Source organism: Acidocella sp. (assembly GCF_028687955.1).
In the GTDB taxonomy this organism is placed as follows: Bacteria; Pseudomonadota; Alphaproteobacteria; order Acetobacterales; family Acetobacteraceae; genus Acidocella.
Genome location: NZ_JAQTZC010000019.1, coordinates 13,397 through 31,786 on the forward strand (window position 1 = coordinate 13,397; position 18,390 = coordinate 31,786).

Genomic DNA, 18,390 nt, shown 5'->3' on the forward strand with positions numbered 1-18,390 from the left:
CATGGTTGACGTGGCTGATTCGTGGAGCTAAAGCCCGCCACGGCGTTCCTTCGGGGCGCAAAATTGGACTGCCCAGGTGGCGAAATGGTAGACGCACTAGCTTCAGGTGCTAGCGATCGCAAGGTCATGGAAGTTCGAGTCTTCTCCTGGGCACCAATTTTTCTCACAACATTTTGTCCGCACGGCGGGCCAGGCGCTCCGCGCTTTGCAAGGTCTCAATGAGCAATATTCAGCTGCATAAGCACGACCTGCCGGCCGGGCTGAGCTTCGGGCCGGTTGTTGCCATCGATACGGAGACCATGGGCCTCGACCCCAGGCGCGACCGGCTGTGCCTGGTGCAGCTCTCTGCGGGCGACGGCAGCGCGCATCTGGTGCAGATCATCCCTGAGCGCCTCGGCGGCCAGGGAGCAAATTGCCCGAACTTGAAGTCGCTGCTGGCCGATCCGGCGGTGACCAAGCTGTTCCACTTCGCGCGGTTTGATATCGCGGCGATGCTCAACGGCCTGGGCGTGCTCACGGCGCCGGTGGTCTGCACAAAAATCGCCTCGAAGCTGGTGCGCACCTACACTGACCGGCACGGCCTGAAGGACCTCTGCCGCGATTTGGCGGGGGTGGAAATTTCCAAGCAGCAGCAAACCAGCGACTGGGGCGCGCTGGCGCTGACCCCCGAGCAATTGACCTATGCGGCCTCCGACGTGCTGTATCTGCACGCCATTTGGTCCCGCCTGGAAGCGTTGCTCCTGCGTGAGGGACGCATGGAGATCGCCCAGGCGGCCTATGCGTTTTTACCTACGCTGGCGAAGCTTGATCTCCTCGGCTACGCCGACCCGGACCTGTTTCACCACTGATATTTTTCAGCGTCCTGGCCGCGCCCGGACGCCCTCCTCCCCGGTTCCGCCAAGATTATTTGCGCAACGCTCTTGCACCATCGAGATTGGTTATATATCTTTTCTTTAATTGAGAATGATTTTCATTTTCATTTTGATTTACAGTTCTTGACACGGAGCGGACCAGAGCATGTTTGTGAGTATGATCATCGTCTTTCGCGAGGCGATGGAAGCAGGGCTGATCATCGGGATCATTCTGGCCGCCACCGAGGGCGTTACCGGGCGGCGGCGCTGGATCGCCGGGGGTGCCGCCGCCGGGCTGGCCGGGGCGAGCCTCGTCGCGGTGTTCGCCAGCCGTCTCTCCAACCTCTTCGAAGGTGCCGGGCAGGAGGTGTTCACCGCCGCCATCCTCGGCTTCGCCGTGATCATGCTGAGCTGGCATATATTGTTCATGTCCCGCCACGCCCGCGAGATGACGCGCGGCATGCGCGACCTGGGTGCCGCTGTACAGCTTGGCCAACGTTCGCTGGGGGCGCTGGCTGCGGTGGTCGCGGTGGCGGTGCTGCGCGAAGGCACCGAGGTGGTGCTGTTTTTATACGGCATCCTCATGGGCTCGGGCGTTGCCGGAATGCAGCTGGGGCTTGGCGGCTTGGCCGGGCTGGCACTAGCGGCCGGGCTCTCGTTCCTGCTGTATCGCGGGCTTGCCATCATCCCGCTCGCGCGCCTGTTTTCAGTCACCAATGCGCTCATCGCGCTGCTCGCCGCCGGGATGGCCGGACAAGCGGCGGCGCTGTTGAGTTCGGTGGATATTCTGCCCGCCTGGGGCCAGCAATTATGGAACACCAGCGGCTTTATCGCTGATAACAGCTTTGCCGGGCGCAGCCTGCATGCGCTGGCGGGGTATTCGGCGCGGCCCTCGGGCATTCAACTGGCCGCCTGGGCGGCCACGCTGGTGCTGCTGCTGGGCGCTGGCCGGCTCATCAGCCGCCTGCCGCCGCCGAGACTGGCGCCGGCGGTGCTGCTGGGCGTTATGGCGCTGGGGTTCCATCCGGCGCACGCGGATAGCCCGCCGCTGGTGGTGTTCAAGAACCACCGCTTCGTGCCCGCCACGCTCAACGTGCCGGCGGGGCGCAGGTTCAAGCTGCATGTGATGAACAGCGACAGCACCGCCGATGAGTTCGAGAGCACAGACCTCAACCGCGAGATACTGGTGCCGCCGGGCAGCACCATCACCGTGTTTCTGGGCCCGCTGGACCCGGGAAGCTACAAATTTTTCGGCGATTTCCACCAGGATACGGCGCAAGGTGAGATGGTGGCCAAATGAGGGGCTGGATTTTGGCCGGGCTCACGGCAACTTCCCTCGCAGCGCCAAAACCGGCCGCCGCTGATTACCATGTAACATCGCCCTATGAGATCGATCTGGGGGAGCTGGAGATTGAGACAAATGGCGACGCGGTGTTCGACCAGCGCCAGGACCAGAAGGCCGCCGCCAGCTACACCGCGGAGCTTGGCACCGGGCTGACGCCCTGGTGGCACAGCGAACTGGAGCTTGGCTTCAACCGTGACCCCGGCGGCAACCAGCCGGTGCTGCTTACACAGGCGGTTACGGAGAATACCTTCGAGCTGACCTCGCCAGGTGAGTATTTCGCCGACTGGGGGTTCTATTTCGAGTATGGCCAATACACGGCCACGGGCCGGCACGCCGGCGCCAACGAGGCGACGTTCGGACCGTTGATCGCCAAGGACATCGGCCACACCACCGAGACGGTGAATTTATACCTGACCCGCCAGTTCGGGCCGGACCAGAGCGCGCAGGGGCTGGATTTCAGCTACGCGTTGCAAAGCCGGTGGAATCTCTGGACCCCGCTTTCCCCGGCCGTTGAAGTGTATGGTGATACCGGCGTGGTGGGCAACAGCCCGCGCGTCTCGCGCCAGCAACTTCTGGTTGGGCCGGTGGCCATGGGGCTGATGCGGCTGAACGCGCTGGGACTCGGCGATGCGGGCCAGGTGAAATATGAGCTGGGCTGGCTCTTTGGAGCGACTCCCGCCAGCCCGCGCGGCGTTTTGCGCTGGCGGCTGGAGCTGGAAATTCCGTTCTGATGTTGCATTTGAACGCACACGGCGCTTTTTGATTACACTGTGTTGCCAATCCATCAGTTGACCGCGCGGGCCGCCCTGTTCATACCGCAAGCATGTCTGACGATCTCCATGATGATCTTGCCATCGCGAGAGATGTTCTTACGACCGAAGCTGCGGCGCTGAGCGCCCTGGGTGCCGGCCTCGGGGAAGATTTCCGCGCAGCTGTTAATCAACTCATTGCCATTCCCGGCCGCGTCGTGGTGACAGGCATGGGCAAATCCGGCCATGTGGCGCGCAAAATCGCCGCGACCCTGGCCTCCACCGGCACGCCCGCGCTGTTTGTGCACCCGGCCGAGGCCGCGCATGGCGATCTGGGCATGATCATCGCCGGGGATGCGGTGATCGCGCTTTCCAACTCCGGCGAGGCCACCGAACTCGCCGCGATCGTGGCGCACGCCAGCCGCATCGGCCTGCCGCTGATCGGCATCACCGCCGCGGCGGGCAGTACGCTGGGCACCGCCGCCACCATCGCGCTGATTCTCCCGCCAGCACCGGAGGCCGGGCCGATCGGCCTGGCGCCGACCACCAGCACAACCATGCAGATGGCCCTGGGCGACGCGCTGGCCGTGGTGCTGCTGGCGCGGCGTGGATTTTCGGCGCGTGACTTCAGGGATATTCATCCCGGCGGCAAGCTTGGCGCGCGGCTGAAGCGTGTGCGCGACCTGATGCACAAAGGCGGCGAACTGCCCCTGGTTTCGCCCGGCACAACCATGGACCGCGCGTTGATCACCATGACGGCGAAGCGCTTTGGCGCGCTGGGCGTGGTGGACGGCGCCGGCAAGCTGCTCGGTGTGGTGACGGATGGCGATTTACGCCGCGCCATGGGGCCGGACCTGCTCGGCCGCAATGTCGAGGACATCATGAACGCGAACCCGCGCACCATCGGCCCGGAGGCCCTGGCCGAAGAGGCGCTGCGCGAGATGAACAGCGAAATCCGCCCCGTTACCGCCTTATTTGTGGTGGATGACGCGCGGATGATTAAGGGCATCCTGCATATTCATGACCTTTTGCGCGCGGGACTGGCATGAGCCGCATCGCCCCTCCGCGGCTGCTGGACGGGTTGCACCGGCGCAACCCGGAGGAGATCTCCACCATCACGCGCCGCAGCGTGACCGTGACCATGCTGAAGAAGCTGCTGCCCGTGGCGGCGGTGCTGCTGCTGCTGGCGCTGGCGCTGGCGCCCTCCTGGCACGCCGGGCCGGATGCAAACCGCGTGACCTACCATGTGCAAAACACCACGCAGCAGAGCACCGCCTCGCACATGCAGGGCGCGCAATACCGCGGCACGGATGACCAGGGCCAACCCTTCACCCTCACCGCCGTTAGCGCGGATGAACAAGGCGATGGCAATGTGGTGCTGAAGGCGCCTATCGGCGACCTGACGCTTAAATCCGGCGAGTGGCTTCTCCTGAAATCCGATACCGGGATGTACCACCAGAAAACCGGCATGCTGGGGCTGACCGGCAATGTCACGCTCTACCGCAACGACGGCACGACCATGACGGTGCCGCATGTCCGCATAGATCTGCATGCGGGCAGCGCCGTCAGCACCGACCCTGTGCAGGTTCAAGGCCCCTTTGGCACGCTGAACGCCGCCAATGGCTTTGTGGTGAGTAATCATGGCACCGATATCACCTTTAATGGTCCGGCGGCGATGACGCTGACACAGGCGCAATAATGAAATTCCGTTCCCTCGGCGCGGCTCTGATCCTGGTTGCCGCCGCCGCCCCCGCTGGCGCGCAGCCGCTCAACCTTGGCGGCACGCTGGGCAGCCCCCCGCAGCCGATTCAAATCACTGCCTCGCAGGGCATCCAGTGGCAGCAGGAAAACCAAGTTGTCATCGCCATGGGCAACGCCAAGGCGGTGCGCGGCGCGGTGACGGTGACAGCCGACCAGCTGATTGCCCATTACCGCAAAAAAAACCCCGCCGCCGCTGGTGCCGCGCAGGCGCCGGGTTCAGCCACCGATATTCTCAACCAGGGCAATACCTCTCTCTATGAGATTGAGGCTGTCGGGCATGTGCATATTTATACCGCGACCGATAACGCCTGGGGCGACCACGCGGTTTACAGCATGGACGGCGCGGTGCTGGTGCTCACCGGCAAGCACCTGAAACTGACAACGCCGGACGACACCATCACGGCGCGTGATTCAGTTGAATATTATGCGGCCAAACGCCAAGCCGTGGCGCGCGGCAATGCGTTGATCGTGACCAGTGACGGCCGCTCGGTCGCCGCTGATACCCTAATCGGCGATCTGGCCCCGGCGGCGGCAACCCCGGCGGCGGCCGGCACCGATATTGCCAGCCAGGCGGGGCAACTGCGAAAGGTGGAGGCGATCGGCCATGTGGTGATCCACACCACGGGAGACACCGCGACCGGCGACACCGGCGTGTATCTGCCACAACAGGGCCGCGCGCGCCTGGGCGGCGATGTGCATATCATCCAGGGGCCCAATGAAATGAGCGGCAGCGATGCCCTGGTCAATATGAAGACCGGCATCGCCACCCTGCTGGCGGGCCCTGGCGGGCAGGTCGCCGGGACCATCATCCCCGGATCGGCGCCGCAGAAATGAACGTATCATCCCTGGATCAGGGCGGGCTCGCCGCCAGCGGCATCGGCAAGCGCTTCAAGAAACGCCCGGTGGTGCGCAATGTCTCCATCTCGGTGAAACGCGGCGAGGCGGTGGGGCTGCTCGGGCCGAATGGCGCCGGCAAGACCACGACATTCTATATGATCGTCGGGCTGATCGCGCCTGACAGCGGCGCCATCACGCTCGACGGGGCGGAAATCTCAAGCCTGCCGATGTACCGGCGCGCGCGCTTGGGGATTGGCTATCTGCCGCAGGAGGCCAGCATTTTCCGCGGGTTGAACGTGGAGCAGAACATCATGGCGGCGCTGGAAGTGGTGGAGCCTGACCGCGACCGGCGCGAGGCGCTGCTGAACGAGCTGCTGGCGGAATTCAGCATCACCCATCTGCGCCGCACCCCGGCGCTGGCGCTCTCTGGCGGCGAGCGCCGCCGCGTGGAAATCGCCCGCGCCCTGGCAACCGCGCCGAATTATATTTTGCTCGATGAACCGCTGGCGGGGATCGACCCCATCGCCGTGGGCGAGATCCGGGATCTGGTCTCACATTTGAAGCACCGCGGCCTGGGCGTACTGATCACCGACCATAACGTGCGCGAGACGCTGGAGATCATCGACCGCGCCTATATCCTCTACGACGGCGAAGTGCTGATGGAAGGCAAACCCGACGCCGTGGTCGCGCACCAGGATGTGCGGCGCGTTTATCTCGGTGAAAAATTCAGCCTTTGAAATCAATTGCCAAGGGGGTTGCCCCCCTTGGTGTTTCCTGAAAGTTCAGAACCGCCCCGAAATCGCGATCGAGCCGTACTGGAAGGCTGGGGCGGAGTGGTGGAATTGCGGGGACTCAAGAACCTCCGTTGCGGTGATGCGAAAGCCATAAACGATCATGGCCGCGCCGATTTCCGCTTCGCCCTGCAGCGGCGTGAGGGCCACATGGCGGCTGGACTGGAAATCGTTCCCCTGGATGAAGATATCATGCCCGACCAAGCGGCCATCAGCCCCTGCGAACACATACCAGACCAAAGGCTGCGTCGGCGTATAAGCATCTGTGCCGTTCAGGCCGTTGCCAAGCAGCGAGGGGCCGAAATCTGAGTCCAGCCCCTGGCCCAGACGGACAAGGCCACCCGCCTGAGCATAAACTTCCGTGTTGCCCGCCTGAGCCGAAACCTGGGGCAGCACCTGCAGGCCGAGCGCACCGTTGCCGAAGCTCGCGATGTCATCGCGCCAGATGCGGCTGCCGAAGAAATCCAGCGTCGGCTCATTATGCAGCTGATAGCGCCAGCCGCGGTTGGGCGTATCGCCGATAAGCTCGTGGAAGCCGTTCTGCACTGACTGTCCAAGCGCATCCGGCCCGACCACGCCGACACTCATCCCCGCCACGCTGCGGGTGCCTGTGGTATCCTGGATCAGGCTGGCGCTGAGCGCCAAATGCCCAGAATAGGGCATATCGCGCGGGTTGGGGTTATAAAGCTGCGTGTTGGTCGGTGTAAAAATTACCTGATCAAGGCTCAATTCCAGCCTTTGCGTGCCGCCCCCAAAAATTTGCGTGCCGAACTGGCTGAGGAAATCGGGCAGCACGCCGGTGGGGGTTACATACCCCAAGTGAATGCCGGAGGTGTATAATTCATCGGTACTGGGGATGGAGAGCGCATCGTTCTCCACCTGCACGGTGAGGATGCTGCCAGGATCAGGCAGCGGATTGCCAGCCCAGGCCAGACCCGCGGAGCCCAGAAGCACCCCGAGGGACAAAGTGACGTTATAGACGCAGTGGATTTTGCTCATGGGCTATATATGACTCTCATCGGCTTAAAACCGCTTAATTTCAGGTTTAACTGGCGGACATGTCCTGAAATATCATCGCTCGCGACTGGTGCAAGTGGCAAGGTCCAGCAATCGTTCGAGAACCTCGGTTTCCTGCGCCCCTGCAATGGCATGTTCGCCATCGATCACAAAACAGGGCACGCCGTTGATTCCCAGGCGGTGCGCATGAAGATTCTCAGAATGAACCGCCTCGGTCCCCTCGCCGGAGGCCAGAAATTGCGCGGTGGCGGCGGGGTCCATGCCTTGAGCGGCCGCCAGGGCTTTGAGAGTCGCATGGCTGCCGATGTCGGCGCCTTCGACGAAATGCGCGTGGAAAATGCGCTTCACCAGCCCGCCGGCGGGGCCGGACCGCTCAGCGTAACGCACCAGGCGATGGGCATCCAGACTGCTCGGCGTGCGGCGGATGGCCGCGAAGTTGAACATGATCCCCTCGGCAGCGCCAAGCTCCGCGATGGAGGCATAGAGCCGACGCGCGCGGTCCTCGGCGCCGAACTTACGGATCATATAGTCAGCGCGCGACATGCCGGTGCGCGGCATGTCCGGGTTGAGCAGAAACGGCCGCCAGAGCAGCTCGACGGCGAAATCCTGCCGCCGCTCCAGCAGGAAGGACAGACGCTCGATGCCCAGGTAGCACCAGGGGCAAACGAAATCGAAAACAACTTCGACCACCAGCCGCGCCGGCAGAGGGGCGACAATATTCATGGCGAAATATTAGCCCAGATTTTGGCTTTCCGCGAGATGATGTTTTTGGATACTGCCATGACTTGACGCGGCCACGCCCGGAGCGATGATACAGCTTGGACACGCCTCCCGTTTTTGGAGATAAATTTTTGAAAATCAATAAATTATTCATCATTCTGTCCGCATTGTGCAGCGTCGGCGCGGCCCAGGCCCGCCAACCGCCCAACCCGCCTCCCTCGGGCGAGGTGGTGCATCTGTTCGGCCCCGGCTCGGTTGCCTCGCAGTTTCTCCCCAGCGGCAACGCCGCCGCCAGCCCCACCGGCGGCGCCGCGGGCAGTGCCTATGTGGAGCCCAGCGCCGGCGAGATTTTGCACCAGATGTTCGTAACCGGCGACCCTGGGCAGAAGCCTGGGCAGGCCATCTCCCAGGGCCGGACCAAAAACCGCTAATCCTGGGCGCGCAGTTGATCCGCCCGCAGCTCCAGGCGTCTGGCCATGGCGTCCAGCCGCCAGGCTTCAATGTCATATGGCGTTATGTAGCCATGATGCTTGGTGTCAATTTCAGTGAAATGCTCCGCAATCGGCCCCATGCCCGCGGCCTTCGCCTGCGCCAGGGTCAGATGGCCGTCATGCGTGGTGTTGGCGGCGTAGAATTTCATCAGGAACGCGGCCGGATCCTCGGGCCGGTTGCCCTCATGGCGCCACCCCGGCCCGCGCATCATACCAGGGCCGGACGGCGGATTGGGAACAGGCTGGGCGGCGGCAAAGCCCGGCAGAACAGCAAGACCGAGCAGGGCGGCAAGAGCAGGACGGCGCATGGATATCTCCTTGAAGAAAGATCTTCCATGTAGAGAGCGACTGTAACGCCGGAATTTCCCGCATGTAACCAGCACCAAACAAAAACGGCACCCGAAGGTGCCGTGTTCGTGATGCGCGTTGTGCGGAATTTAACGCGAGTAGAATTCCACCACCAGGTTCGGGTCCATCTGCACCGGGAAGGGCACATCGGCCAGCTTGGGAGTGCGCAGGAACTTGCCCTTCATCGCGCGATGGTCAACTTCCATATACTCCGGCACATCGCGCTCGGAGGACTGGGCGGCATCGAGCACAACGGCGAACTGCTTGGATTTCTCGCGCACCTCGATCACATCGTTGTCCTTGACCATGTAGGACGGGATGTTCACCTTCTGGCCATTCACGGTCACATGGCCGTGGCTGACGAACTGGCGCGCGGCAAACGGGGTGACGGCGAACTTCATGCGATAGATCACGGCGTCGAGGCGGCGCTCCAGAATCTCGATGAGGTTTTCAGACGTGTCGCCCTTACGGCGCACGGCTTCCTCGTAATATTTATAGAAGGATTTTTCGGAGATGTTGCCGTAGTAGCCCTTCAGCTTCTGCTTCGCCATGAGCTGCACGCCGTAGTCCGACGGCTTCTTGCGGCGCTGGCCATGCTGGCCGGGGCCGTACTCACGCTTGTTGACCGGCGATTTCGCGCGGCCCCACAGGTTAACGCCCAAACGGCGGTTAATCTTATACTTACTCTCAGTGCGCTTGGTCATGGCGCTGGCCTTTCTTGTTAAAATTCCGCCGATAGTCTCTTTTCAGCAGCTGCAGGATTGCAAATGCAGAAAAGAGCGGGCGCAGGCGACCACCGCCTGTCCACGTTCCCGGCAACGAGCCCGCCTCCTACGCTGGGGCGGCTTTGGCGTCAACCGGCTTGACCCAGCTTTGCGCGATGGCGGCCAGCGGCAGGGTGAAGTCCGCCGCCGCGCGCGGCAGGTTCAAGGTGGCGGCGCGTCCCATCCAGACCCCATCGTCCTGCGCGCCGCGCGGGTAGAACCCCTGCCCCAGCTCCACACCCGCAACCGGGCCCAGGCAAACGCCAAGCTCGCGCCGGTCCTCGCAGGCGGGGTCGGTGTCGGCCGGGGAGGAGACCGCGGAAAGCAGCGTGACCGCGCGCACCGGCGCTGGAAACACAAAGCGCGCAAAGCGCCCGCCCCGCGCGGTGCTGATCTCGGGGATCGCGGTATGTCCCGCCGCCACCGCGCGCAGGCTCGGCCAGTAGGTGAGCGAGAACCCCTGCCCCAGCGCGATTTCATGCAACCGCGCGCGCACCGCCGCCAGCCGCGCCCCGCGCGTGATGACCGCCGCAAAGGGTTTGCGGGCCGGTGAGCGGCGCCCTGTTTCATGATAGAGCGCGCCGCGGTTACCATCGTCAAAATACGACTCGCAGGCCAGCCCCTCGGCCAGCAGAATGTCGTGGCGGTCCAACTCCACATGGTAATAGGTCATCGCCGGGGCAGTTCGCTCGCGCAAAATAGTGGCACCGTTGACCAGCTGCACCGCCGGAACCAGCACCCCGCCGGCATAAACACAATGCGAGGGCGAGAGCCGCAACGGGCGCGCGGGCTGCCCTGGCCCGAAGGCGTTAGGCAGGATGAGCACCGGCAGCCCCTCGCGCGCGCCGCTTGGGCCAAGGTCGAGCGTGCGCCGCCCGATCCAGCGCACCGGGCGGCGCGCCCCGGCGGCGGTTATCAGCGGATCGCCGGGCTTGATATCCTCCACCGCGCGGTAACCATGCGGCGTGAGCAGGCGGGTGCCGCGCGCGAAACAGGGGAGCGTGCCGCCCAAGGTGATGAGCGCGCCGCCCGCGCCATCGGAGAGGACGCTGAACGCGGGTTCCCCCGCCGCGATCTGCAACGCCACCGTAGCGGCAAGAGAGTTTTGGCTGCTGGCGATGGTGAGCGTGCCGCCGGACCAGCTCACCAGGCTTGGCGCCACGCCTACCAGATCAATCGCGTCGGTGGCGGCCATGTTCGCCACGCTGGCGGTAAAGCGCGCCGGGTCATCCAGTGTGATCACCGCATCGCCGCCCATGAAGGTGATCACCGCGCCGGAAAAATCGCCGGTTACATCCAGCGCCGCCGAGGCCATCACCGTTATATGGGCGCCATTGCCAACCGTGCCGCCCAGCACCAGCGCGCCGCCCTGCGCCAGGATAACGCCATTATTGGTGAGGCTTGCGGCGTTGAGGACGCCATAGCCCGCCAGCGTGCCGTTATTGGTGAGGGAGGCCGCCTCCAGCGTGCCGCCGGTGAGCAGGATCGTGCCCGCCGCGCCGAGGCTGCCGGTGACGGCCAACAGGCCGGAGTCGGTGATGACGCCTTGCAGTTGTTCGATTGTTGCCGCCTGCAAAGCGGCCCCCGCGCCGATCCGCAACGCGCTGGTGCCGCTCATGTTCAGGCCGCCGGAAATCCCCAGGCTGGCTATGCCGCCCAGGGAAAGCGCGCCGGATAAATCCAGGCTCATGGCCGCCGCGCGCGCCGCGCCGTCCAGCATGATGTTCCCCGCATCGGCGAGTGCGCCGAGTTGCGCGCTGGCGCTGCCGTAGGCGAAAAATGTCCCCCCGGCGGCCAGCGAGGCGGCGGCGGCGCTCAGGCGGCCGGTGAGGGCAAACTGCCCGCTTGCGCCAATGGCCAGCAAGCCGCCGAGGCTGAGCCCGCCCGGCACATAGGCATCGCTGCCCGTGGCGGCGGCGTTGCCCGCCAGAGTCATATTGCCGGTGCCGGAGAATGCCTGCGTGAAAATAGCCAGCGTGCCAGAGCCGTTGGCGTCGCCAATGGTGGCATCACCGCCCAGCGCCACGGTGGCGCTGGAGTCAAAAATCGCGGTGGCGCCGTTTTCCACCATCAAAGCGGTGCCGGAAATGCCGTTGGCCTGGAGCGGCGCGGAAAAATCCGTGGCGCCATCCACCAGCAGCGCGCCGGGGGCGGCGGGCTGGTTGAACAGCGAAACACCGCCGGTAAGGCCAAAGGAGGCGGTCTGCCCCTCGCTGAAAACGCCGCCACCAAGGCCGTTGACCACGCCGGGCGCGGCGGCGGTAATGTAGACGTTATCCGCCAAACCGCCGAGCGCGGGGCTGGCGCTGGTGAGGGTGAGCGTGTCGGCCAGGCCGGTGCCGGCATAGGTGAGCCCGGCCAGCTCTGTGTTGAGGGCCGCAATGTTGGCGCCGGTCAGCGTGATCTGCGCCGCCGGGCCGCCGCCATCGCTGAGCAGGCCCTGGGTGGCGGCAAGCGTCAGGCTCAGGCTCTGCGTGGTGGCGGCGGCGAGCTGCAGCGCGATGCCCTGCAGCGGCTGCGCGACACCCGCGCTGGCCTCGAAAACCCCGGTGGTGACGATGGTTGGCGCGGCGGGGCGCAGAAACACCGAAGGGTCGCCCTGCGCATCCACCCCGGACGCGAGAACGCTGCCGCTGGGGATGGCGGCGTGGATGACATAACTAACGGTGCTGCCGCTGGCATCCTGCCCGCCCACCGCGAAGGAACCGGCGGTGACATTATAGATACTGAAGTTCGAGAGGCCCGGAAAGATCAGCTGATCGCCGGGGGCAAAGCCGGTGATGGCGCCCGAGAACGCCTGCGGCCCGTTAATGACAAACGCCCCGCCAGCCCCGCCCAGCAGGCCCGCATAGCCGCCCGTGACGCCAGCCCCGGTGCCGTTAACAAAATTCAGCGTCACCGAGGCATCTATGGTGACGGGCGTGGCATCGAATATGCCATAAAGCGGCGAGAGCGGCCCCAGCACCATGGCCCCGCCAGACGCAACTTGCAGCACCGCCCCGCCGCCGATGCTGCCCGCCGCCAGCAGCAGAGTCTCCCCGCCCAGGGCCGCTATGGTGCCCGGCCCGGCGATCATTCCCGATTCAGAGAAATTTCCCGCCTGAAGCGTGCCGTTGCCGGTGAGCAAGGCCCCCGCCGCCAGCGAGACTTCCAGCTGGTTGTTCAACGTTTCGGCATTGCCTGCCACCAGCATGCCGTTGAAATCGAGCAACCCAGCCGTGCCAAGCACGAACGGGCCGCCAAGCGTCGCGCTACCCGCCGCCAGTACGCCGTCCAAAGCCAGGCTGGCGGCGCCGAGCGTGCCAAAATCATCGCTGGTGCCGCTCAGGCTGAGGCTGCTTCCCGGCAGTTGCAGGCTCGCATCCGGCGCTATCACCACACCGCCGGACGATGAGACGCCGCCCAGCCCCGTGGTGACGCCGCCAAGCACGCCGCCCAGCGTGCCACCAGTTGTCAGCACCGTTTGCGAACCCGCCGCCAAGGTGGCGCCGCTGGCGGTTGTGCCGATGATGTTGAGGAAGATATTGCCATAGGTCAGTGCCGTGGGCAGCGGGCCGGAGACATGGCGCAACGCATAATACAGATGCTCGCCGCCGGTGATTTTCGCCCCCGCGAAAGCCAGACCGGCGAGCAGGGTGTTGAGCGCGTCAATTTCGGCGGCGGTGAAGCTCAACACGATGCTGCCGGTGCCAAGCCCGATGGCAGCGATACCGCTGGCATTGGTGTAGCCCGGCAGCAAGAGAACGCCAGAGGCGGCGGATAGGGTGAGGGTGAGCGACTCCTGCGCGCCCAGTCCCATCGCCGTGAGGCCGCTGGCGATGGGGTCGCTGAGGAACATGCCGGAGATGGTGTCCAGCATGTTCGCCTGGATGGTGACGATGCGCGGCGGCGCGGCGAAGGCCGGGCCGGTCTGCGGCACGATATCGACCGCGATGTTGGTCTGCGCACTCAGGGCCAGAGGGTCACTGGCCGCCAGGGTCAGCACATCACGGGCGAGGCTGACCGGCTCGTTCACCTCCAGGCTCGCCAGAGCGGTGTTCACCTGCAGCGCGGTGCCGCTCAGGCTCAGCGTGTTGCCATTGGCGCTCACCGTGGCGCCGCCGAGGGAGCTGGCGGAGAGCGCCGCGCCGGCATTCCCCGCGACGATTTGCACGTTGAGCACGCCAGGGCTGGCGGGGTCGGAGACCACGATTGCGCCGGGCGGCATGTTGGCCAGCGAGGATAACACCGCGTTACCGCCTAGCACGGTCAGGGTCGCGGGCGCGTCGATGTTCAGGCTGGCGGTCACAACCTAAAGTTATACGCCAATGGGAATTATCACAACTTAATATAGAATCTTCAAAAATTCCCGCCCCAAGGAATTATTCCGGGAATCGTGCGCGCGGTTATGGTGGCGCGTCCGGCTAGGCCCCATACTGTGCAGCATGAAAACCGTGCATAAAAAGCCCCGCGCCAAAGCAAAACCCCCATCGGCGCTGCCGAGCCGGGAGACGGTCAAGGCGTTCCTGAAGGAAGCCTCGCAGACCGTGGGGCTGCGCGAGGTGGCGCGTGCCTTCGGCGTGGCGCCCGATGACAAAAAGGCCCTGCGCGGGCTCATGAAATCGCTGGAGGCCGATGGCGTGGTGGAGCGCGCCGGGCGCAAAAAATTCGTCGAGGCCGGGCGGCTGCCGGAGACGGCGGTGGTCGAGGTCACCGGGATTGACCGCGACGGTGAAGCCCTGGCCCGCCCGGTGGCATGGGATGGCCCCGGCCGCCCGCCGGTCATCTTCATGCATGCCGAGGCGCGTGGCCAGGCGGCGCTGGCGCCGGGCGCGCGGGTGCTGGCGCGGCTCAAGCAGATCGGCGGCGATAAATACGAGGGCCGTACCCTCAAACGTCTGGCCGAGCAGGTGGGCGGCATCGTCGGCGTGTTCCACCCCACGCCCCAGGGCGGGCGCATCGAGCCCACAGACCGGCGGCAGAAATCCGAATGGGTGGTGCCGCAGGATGAAACTTTGGGCGCGCTGGCCGATGAGATCGTGCGCGCCGAACCCCTGCCTGGCGGCAAATTCATGGGGCCCAAACCGGCGCGCATCACCGAGCGGCTCGGCTCGATCACTGATGCGCGCTCGGTCAGCCTCATCGCCATCGCCACCCATGGCATCCCCATGGACTTCCCCGGCGCCGCGCTGAAGGAGGCCGAAAAAGCCAAGGCCGCGCCGTTGGGCAAGCGCACCGACTTACGCGAGGTGCCGCTCATCACCATTGACGGCGCGGATGCCCGCGACTTCGACGATGCCGTGTTCGCCGAACCCGCCTCGCACGGCTACCGGCTCATCGTGGCCATCGCCGATGTCGCCCATTATGTAAAACCCGGCTCCGCGCTGGATAAATCCGCGAAGGAGCGCGGCAACTCCTGCTACTTCCCCGACCGCGTGGTGCCGATGCTGCCCGAGGCGCTCTCCAACGGCTGGTGCAGCCTCAAGCCGCATGAGGAGCGCGGCTGCCTCTTCGTGGAGATGCATATTGACGTGCACGGTGCCAAGCTCTCACACCAGTTCGGCCGCGGGCTGATGCGCTCGGCGGCGCGCAAAACCTATGAGCAGGTGCAGGCGGAATTCGAGGATGACCCGAACAACCATGCCCATCTCTACGCCGCCTTCACGGCGCTGAAGGCGGCACGCGAGGCGCGCGGCACGCTCGATCTCGATCTGCCCGAGCGCAAGGTGGTGCTGGGGACGGACGGCCAGGTACAAAGCATCGCCCCACGCCCGCGACTCGATAGCCACCGGCTGATTGAGGAATTCATGATCCTGGCCAATGTCTGCGCCGCCGAGGAGCTGGAAAAGCGCCGCCTGCCCTGCATGTACCGCGTGCATGCACCGCCCAGCGCCGAGAAGCTGGATAATTTACGTTCCTTTTTGGCAACACTCGATATTTCTTTGGCCGCGGGCGACCAAATTCACCCCCGCGACCTCGACCGCGTGTTGAAACTTGTCGCCGGTACGGACAAATCCAGCCTCGTGAATGAAACCATCCTGCGCAGCCAGTCCCAGGCCGAATATTCCGCTGAGAATATTGGCCATTTTGGCTTGGCGCTCACCAAATACGCGCATTTTACCTCGCCTATCCGCCGCTATGCCGATCTGCTGGTGCACCGCGCGCTCATCACCGGGCTGAAGCTCGGCCGGGATGGCCTGGCGCCAGATGATATTTCGCAGTTTGAGGACACCGCCGAGCGGATTACCGCGACCGAACGCCGCGCTGCTCTGGCCGAGCGCGACTCCACCGACCGCTACCTGGCGCTGTATTTACAACACCGCGTGGGAGAGTTGTTCACGGCGCGGGTATCGGGGGTGACCAAGTTCGGTCTATTCGTCACCCTACCTGAGAGTGGCGCGAGTGGATTTCTGAGCATGGCAAGCCTGGCTGACGATTTCTGGATGCATGACGAGGCTGCCCAGAGTCTGATCGGCAAGCGGTCGCGCAAGACCTATCAACTGGCCCAGATGCTGGATGTGCGCCTGACCGAGGCCCGCCCCGTGACCGGCGGGCTGCTGTTCGCCCCGGCCGATGCCGCGCCCCCGCGCGGCCCGCGCGGCCCGCGTTCTGAGCCGCGAGGCCGTGGGACGCATAAATCCAAACCAAAATCGAAACGCCGCAGGTGATTCGCGCGGCTGTCATCTTTTTTGTCTGCGTGATCCTGCCGGGCAGCGTATGGACCTCCCCGGCCTTGGCCGCGCCTGCGTTCGATTCGGTAACGGCGGCCTCTGTCTGGGGCGCGGCGCTTACCTACATCGCGCCGCGCGCGCTGCAGCAACTCACCATTCCGCAGATGACGATCTGGGGCCTTAACGGGCTGGCCGCCCTTGACCCTGACCTCAGCGCCACCTTGGTGAACAACCAGATCCTGCTGAACGGGCCGCAACAGCTTATCCTCTCCCTCCCCGCCCCGGCGCCCAACGACGCGGCAGCCTGGGGCAAGGCGGCGGCGCAGGTGGCCAGCGCCGCCTATGCCGTCTCTCCGGCGCTCCAGCAGGCCGGCACGCAAGGGGTGATCACCAGTTTCTTTGACGAGCTGTTCAACCATTTCGACCCGTATTCGCGCTACGAGCCACCGCTGCAGGCCGCGCAGGATCAGCTGATGATCACCGGCCTCGCGAGCGCGGGGCTTAGCTTCGGGCAGCAGGGAAACAACGTGGTGATCGCCAGCGTCGCCGCCGGCGGCCCCGCCGAGGACGCGGGACTCACCGCGGGCGCCCAGGTGTTGAAAGTGGATGGCAAGCCGGTTTTTCCCGGCGAAATAACCCATCTTAACAACGAAATGAGCGGCATCTACGGCACCACCACCACGCTCCAGCTGCAAGACCCCTCGGCTGGCGGCGCGCCGCAGGACATCACCATCACGCGGGCATTTATTCCGCCGCAGACGGTGTTTACCGAACCCTCGCCCGTGCTGGGCGTTCTGGCCCTGAAGATTTCCGGGTTCGACAAGGGCACCGGCAACCAGTTCTCCTCCGCCCTGGCAGCCGCCATGAGCGCGCAGCCGCCGCCAAGCGGACTTCTGCTCGACCTGCGCGGCAACCGCGGCGGCATATTGCGCCAGGCCATCCTGGTTGCCGATTCGCTGCTGCAGAGCGGGCCCATCGCCCAGACAGCCGGACGCGACCCTGATGCTGACCAGTCTTTCAGCGCCGAGGGCGCCGACCTTACCGGGGGGATCAGGATCGTCGTGCTGGTTGACGGCCAGACCGCCAGCGCCGCCGAAATTCTCACCGCCGCCCTGGCCGATAACCGCCGCGCCGTGGTCGTTGGCTCCGAGACCCTGGGGAAAGGCCTTGTGCAGACCGTAACCTCCCTGCCCGACGGTGGCGAACTGTTCGTGACCTGGAGCCGCGTGCTCGCGCCGCGTGGCTGGCCCCTGCAAAGCCTGGGCGTGATGCCGCAGGTCTGCACCAGCCTCGGCCCCGCCGGGCTACAAACCCAGCTCAACGCGCTTGCAAAAGGCCAGAACCTGATGGCGCCAGCACTGGCGAAGGCCCGCGCCATGCGCGCCGGCGCCTCCGTGGATGCTATTTTGAGCGTGCGCGACGCCTGCCCCGCCGACACCGGCTCCGACGAAGATTTCGCTGCCGCCAGCTATCTGTTCACCACCCCGAAAGCCTATCAAGCGGCGCTGCTGCCCTAGCCAATGCAACCACAACCCTTGACCAACCCGCGCAAAATGCGCCATACGGCGCGCTTCTGGAGATTCTAAACATGGCCAAATCGAACGTCGTTCAAATTAAACTGATTTCCACCGCGGACACGGGTTACTTTTACGTGACCAAGAAGAACGCGCGGGCGCAGACCACAAAGCTTGAGCTGAACAAGTACGACCCCGTCGTGCGCAAGCATGTGAAGTTCAAGGAAGCCAAGATCAAGTAATCGCGTCCCCCCCCCCCGCAGGGGAGCTGGTTACACGGCCTTGCCAAAACCCCTGGTGCAGAGCTGTGCCGGGGTTTTTTGCGTTTGCCTATTATACCAGCCCGCCAAGAGCTTGACTCTCTTGGTTTGGTGGCGGGCTGGTATTATACCAGTCAGCCTTAAGGCTGACTGGTATAATACCAGCCCCGATTGAGGCTGACTCTTGATTGAGGAGGATTCCCATCGCGGCCGAAATCGGATTCGATACCCTGATGCGGCGATTCGCATGATGGGAGCATCTGATGGGCGCGAAGTTGAAAATCACCCGAAC

16 protein-coding genes, 1 tRNA gene and 1 pseudogene are annotated in these 18,390 nt (G+C 64.6%); 13 read left to right on the forward strand and 5 right to left on the reverse strand.

Annotated features, from left to right (window positions below; genetic code table 11):
- The first annotated feature begins 70 nt into the window (after positions 1-70).
- The 9 genes and pseudogenes from PHE40_RS04180 (at position 71) to lptB (ending at position 6,280) form a co-directional block, all read left to right on the forward strand.
- Positions 71-156: transfer RNA gene (locus PHE40_RS04180), tRNA-Leu, on the forward strand.
- Between the two features lie 62 nt (positions 157-218).
- A complete protein-coding gene (locus PHE40_RS04185) occupies positions 219-848 on the forward strand; it encodes a ribonuclease D (RefSeq protein WP_299958419.1) in 630 nt (209 codons plus the stop codon).
- 169 nt (positions 849-1,017) lie between these two features.
- Positions 1,018-1,821: pseudogene (locus PHE40_RS04190) on the forward strand (FTR1 family protein); the annotation flags it as partial.
- Positions 1,822-1,842: 21 nt separating this feature from the next.
- On the forward strand, positions 1,843-2,151 hold the full coding sequence (locus tag PHE40_RS11020; RefSeq protein WP_408838544.1) for a cupredoxin domain-containing protein: 309 nt from the start codon (positions 1,843-1,845) through the stop codon (positions 2,149-2,151).
- Positions 2,148-2,927, forward strand: a complete 780-nt coding sequence (locus PHE40_RS04200; protein ID WP_299958422.1) for a hypothetical protein — start codon at positions 2,148-2,150, stop codon at positions 2,925-2,927. The genes PHE40_RS11020 and PHE40_RS04200 overlap by 4 nt, the downstream gene beginning before the upstream one ends.
- Positions 2,928-3,019: 92 nt before the next feature.
- Positions 3,020-3,994 (forward strand): SIS domain-containing protein, encoded by a 975-nt coding sequence (locus PHE40_RS04205; RefSeq protein ID WP_299958425.1) that lies wholly within the window; start codon positions 3,020-3,022, stop codon positions 3,992-3,994.
- Positions 3,991-4,644, forward strand: coding sequence for an LPS export ABC transporter periplasmic protein LptC (gene lptC / locus PHE40_RS04210; RefSeq protein WP_299958427.1), 654 nt, complete (start codon positions 3,991-3,993; stop codon positions 4,642-4,644). The genes PHE40_RS04205 and lptC overlap by 4 nt, the downstream gene beginning before the upstream one ends.
- Positions 4,644-5,540: an LptA/OstA family protein gene (locus tag PHE40_RS04215; protein WP_299958430.1), complete on the forward strand. Its 897-nt coding sequence runs from the start codon at positions 4,644-4,646 to the stop codon at positions 5,538-5,540. The genes lptC and PHE40_RS04215 overlap by 1 nt, the downstream gene beginning before the upstream one ends.
- Positions 5,537-6,280 carry an LPS export ABC transporter ATP-binding protein gene (gene lptB, locus PHE40_RS04220; RefSeq protein ID WP_299958433.1) on the forward strand — a complete coding sequence of 248 codons (744 nt, stop codon included), beginning with the start codon at positions 5,537-5,539 and terminating at the stop codon, positions 6,278-6,280. The genes PHE40_RS04215 and lptB overlap by 4 nt, the downstream gene beginning before the upstream one ends.
- 45 nt (positions 6,281-6,325) lie before the next feature.
- On the opposite strand, the gene PHE40_RS04225 is transcribed toward lptB, so the two are convergent.
- Both PHE40_RS04225 and PHE40_RS04230 read right to left on the reverse strand, forming a co-directional pair.
- On the reverse strand, positions 6,326-7,333 hold the full coding sequence (locus PHE40_RS04225) for a lipid A deacylase LpxR family protein (RefSeq protein ID WP_299958436.1): 1,008 nt from the start codon (positions 7,331-7,333) through the stop codon (positions 6,326-6,328).
- 72 nt (positions 7,334-7,405) lie between these two features.
- Entirely contained in the window at positions 7,406-8,074 is a 669-nt protein-coding gene (locus PHE40_RS04230) for a DsbA family oxidoreductase (RefSeq protein ID WP_299958439.1), read from the reverse strand.
- A gap of 128 nt (positions 8,075-8,202) precedes the next feature.
- Between PHE40_RS04230 and PHE40_RS04235 the strand changes: the two genes are divergently transcribed.
- Complete coding sequence (locus PHE40_RS04235; protein WP_299958442.1) at positions 8,203-8,502, forward strand: hypothetical protein; 300 nt, start codon at positions 8,203-8,205, stop codon at positions 8,500-8,502.
- Here the strand turns inward: PHE40_RS04235 and PHE40_RS04240 are convergent.
- The 3 genes from PHE40_RS04240 to PHE40_RS04250 form a co-directional block, all read right to left on the reverse strand.
- A complete protein-coding gene (locus PHE40_RS04240) occupies positions 8,499-8,870 on the reverse strand; it encodes a hypothetical protein (RefSeq protein ID WP_299958445.1) in 372 nt (123 codons plus the stop codon). The two genes, PHE40_RS04235 and PHE40_RS04240, sit on opposite strands and share 4 nt — an antisense overlap.
- A gap of 129 nt (positions 8,871-8,999) precedes the next feature.
- Positions 9,000-9,614: a 30S ribosomal protein S4 gene (gene rpsD, locus PHE40_RS04245; RefSeq protein WP_299958448.1), complete on the reverse strand. Its 615-nt coding sequence runs from the start codon at positions 9,612-9,614 to the stop codon at positions 9,000-9,002.
- A 127-nt stretch (positions 9,615-9,741) separates the two neighbouring features.
- Positions 9,742-13,962 (reverse strand): Hint domain-containing protein, encoded by a 4,221-nt coding sequence (locus PHE40_RS04250; RefSeq protein ID WP_299958451.1) that lies wholly within the window; start codon positions 13,960-13,962, stop codon positions 9,742-9,744.
- A 136-nt stretch (positions 13,963-14,098) separates the two neighbouring features.
- Here PHE40_RS04250 and rnr point away from each other — a divergent pair, with 136 nt between their 5' ends.
- From rnr to rpmG, 3 genes are all read left to right on the forward strand, one after another.
- Positions 14,099-16,321: a ribonuclease R gene (gene rnr / locus PHE40_RS04255; protein ID WP_299958454.1), complete on the forward strand. Its 2,223-nt coding sequence runs from the start codon at positions 14,099-14,101 to the stop codon at positions 16,319-16,321.
- Complete coding sequence (locus PHE40_RS04260) at positions 16,318-17,841, forward strand: S41 family peptidase (protein WP_299958457.1); 1,524 nt, start codon at positions 16,318-16,320, stop codon at positions 17,839-17,841. The genes rnr and PHE40_RS04260 overlap by 4 nt, the downstream gene beginning before the upstream one ends.
- Positions 17,842-17,912: 71 nt before the next feature.
- Positions 17,913-18,080 carry a 50S ribosomal protein L33 gene (rpmG, locus tag PHE40_RS04265; RefSeq protein WP_284256963.1) on the forward strand — a complete coding sequence of 56 codons (168 nt, stop codon included), beginning with the start codon at positions 17,913-17,915 and terminating at the stop codon, positions 18,078-18,080.
- Positions 18,081-18,390 lie beyond the last annotated feature (310 nt).